The sequence below is a fragment of the Sulfurimonas sp. genome (genome assembly GCF_016744025.1).
In the GTDB taxonomy this organism is placed as follows: domain Bacteria; phylum Campylobacterota; class Campylobacteria; order Campylobacterales; family Sulfurimonadaceae; genus Sulfurimonas.
Genome location: NZ_JADGFC010000219.1, coordinates 1 through 2476, shown reverse-complemented (window position 1 = coordinate 2476; position 2476 = coordinate 1). Strand labels below are relative to the sequence as shown.

Sequence of the window (2476 nt, the reverse complement as noted above, 5' to 3'; positions counted from 1 at the left end):
GATTAGCAGATTATCGATTAATCCTATCTTTCAACTTACTTTCAAAAAATTGCACTTGATTTTAGAATTGGCGTTTCAATTTATATTATGCATCTTTTGCAAATAAATATATTTATAGTATAATAAGTTAATAATATTTTTATTAGGTGACTGTTATGAAAGTTGATTTTTACACAAAAAACATATTAATAGTAGATGATAATAAAGTCAATATATTAGTTCTAACGAATTTACTTGAGGATGAGGGATACTCTTCCATTAGTAGTGCAACATCAGCAATGCAAGCTTATGAGACACTAAAGAACAAAAATATAGATATGATTCTCTTAGATGTTATGATGCCTCATATTGATGGTCTTGAAGCATGTAAAACTATTCGCCAAAATCAAAATTATAATCACATCACAATCATCATGATAACCGCAGACATAACAGATGAAACTCTCAAAAAAAGTTTTCAAGCTGGAGCGAATGACTATTTAAACAAACCAATAAATATCACGAACTTAAAAGTAAGAATAGAAAGTCAATTTATGAATGCTCATAAAGATGCTTTACTTTTGAATCAAAACAGATTACTTGCAGTTAATGAAACTGTTCAAATGTTAGCACATCAATGGAGACAACCCCTCTCTTTTATTAGTACTATAACAATGAATATAGCTGTCGCTTATGAGTTTGATGAACTAACCCCAGAAAATCTAAATAAATCACTAGACAACATTAATAATGCCGTACAAGAACTATCAAAGACACTAGATGAATTTCGTCAAATTTCAAACATTGAAAAATCAACTTCACTTAACAATATAAATGACACTATAAATAAGAGCATACTTCTTATTCAAGATAGACTTGAATCCAATCATATTAAGCTTGAAACAGATTTAAAAGCTCAAGAGGATATATTGTACTTTCCAAATGAGATAATTAAAATTCTTCTTAGCATCTATACTAATTCTATTGAGGCTTTTAAAAGAATCCCTGAAAAAGAGCATAAATATATTAAAATATTTACGCAACAAAATGATACTAATAGCTGCATAGAGATTCATGATAATGCTGGGGGGATAGAAGAGGCTCTACTAAATAGAATCTTTGATCCTTATGTTAGTTCAAAAGAAGAAAAAAATGCTGTAGGGTTAGGTTTATACAATGCATTCAATATACTAAAAGAGTCTATGAATGCGAGTGTAAAAGTAAGCTCTCAAAATGATCAAACAATTGTTAGTATAAAACTACCAAATTCTAAATAAGGATAAACTATGAAAAAATACAAATGTGTATTTTGTGGCTGGGCTTATGATCCAGCTCTCGGTGATGAAAAAGCCGGGATTTCTCCAGGGACTTCATTTGAAGATTTACCTCAGGATTGGGTCTGTCCTGATTGTGGATCAGGTAAAGAGTATTTTAATCCTATAGATTAGTTTATCTTTTTATTCGTGCAAAGAGTAATTAATTGGGATATGAAGAATCAATTCTTCTTTTGGTTTAGGATATTTTCCTGATAAGTCTTGGATAGTCTTTACAGCAGCATTACTAAGTATCTCACTATTTGATGAAAGAACTTTGATTGAGTGAGGTTTTGCATCTCTAGAAAGGGTAAACATAACCATAACCTCCCCAGTTGTACCCCTTTTTCTTGCTCTTCTTGGATAATATAGGTTATCTTGCAAAAGCTGTATTATCTTATCGATATGCTCTTTTTCAAGTCGAACTTGTTTGGCTTCTGTATCTTGAAACATAGTATTTGCTATTTGAACACTTTTATTTTCTATAACTTCTTCTACTACTAATTCTTCTTTTATTATCTCTGGCATAACTATAGGTATTTCTTTAACTGTTTGTATTTTTTTTATTATTTTATTTACTTTTTGATTTTTGATTTTTTTAGGAATAGGTTTAGTTTTTTTAGCGGGTTTTGGTTCTTGGGTAGGCTTAATTACTGGTTTTTCGACTATTATATTACAAAGTTGCATGCGAACCTTATCATCACAATTCACCTTATTTAAAGATGGAATATTTTTCCATGTCAAAAAAAGTATAAGTACTAAAATTCCATGAAATATCAAAGAAAAGAAAAATGAACTACCATGTCTAATCATAAGTAGGATAATAACTAATGATGTGTTACATAAGTATTAAAGCCCAGTGTTGTTAGGGCTTTAAGTAGATCTAACTATATTGCTCTCTTAAATTCTGGATATGCTTCAACACCACATTCGTTAACGTCCATACCTTCAAGTTGAGCATCATCTTCAGCTCTAAATCTAATAATTTTGTTAATGATAAAAAGCACAATAAAAGACACACTAAATGCAAAAATAGCTACAACTACGACACCTTTAAGTTGAGCCATAAATGATACACTATCCACAATATAATGGTTCCCTTTTTCAAGACCAGTAAAACAAGTTTTCTTATTTCACCTCTTTACGATACCAGTGGTAACAGTTTTTGTCTCCTAGGGTCTAAA

Annotated in this window: 4 protein-coding genes; 2 read left to right on the top strand and 2 right to left on the bottom strand. The window is 30.2% G+C overall.

Annotation, left to right across the window (positions count from 1 at the left end; all coding sequences use genetic code 11):
• Positions 1-155 precede the first annotated feature (155 nt).
• Complete coding sequence (locus tag QZZ48_RS15405) at positions 156-1256, top strand: hybrid sensor histidine kinase/response regulator (protein WP_294967140.1); 1101 nt, start codon at positions 156-158, stop codon at positions 1254-1256.
• A gap of 9 nt (positions 1257-1265) precedes the next feature.
• A complete protein-coding gene (gene rd, locus QZZ48_RS15400; RefSeq protein ID WP_294967139.1) occupies positions 1266-1427 on the top strand; it encodes a rubredoxin in 162 nt (53 codons plus the stop codon).
• Positions 1428-1436: 9 nt separating this feature from the next.
• Here rd and QZZ48_RS15395 read toward each other — a convergent pair whose 3' ends face one another.
• Positions 1437-2105: an energy transducer TonB gene (locus QZZ48_RS15395; protein WP_294967138.1), complete on the bottom strand. Its 669-nt coding sequence runs from the start codon at positions 2103-2105 to the stop codon at positions 1437-1439.
• A gap of 74 nt (positions 2106-2179) precedes the next feature.
• Positions 2180-2377, bottom strand: a complete 198-nt coding sequence (locus QZZ48_RS15390) for a hypothetical protein (RefSeq protein WP_366755942.1) — start codon at positions 2375-2377, stop codon at positions 2180-2182.
• Between the last annotated feature and the right edge of the window lie 99 nt (positions 2378-2476).

Bases quoted from the DNA above. Each gene is read 5' to 3' on its own strand.
- QZZ48_RS15405 (WP_294967140.1), top strand. From the start codon at position 156: ATGAAAGTTGATTTTTACACAAAAAACATATTAATAGTAGATGATAAT.
- rd (WP_294967139.1), top strand. From the start codon at position 1,266: ATGAAAAAATACAAATGTGTATTTTGTGGCTGGGCTTATGATCCAGCT.
- QZZ48_RS15395 (WP_294967138.1), bottom strand. From the start codon at position 2,105: ATGATTAGACATGGTAGTTCATTTTTCTTTTCTTTGATATTTCATGGA.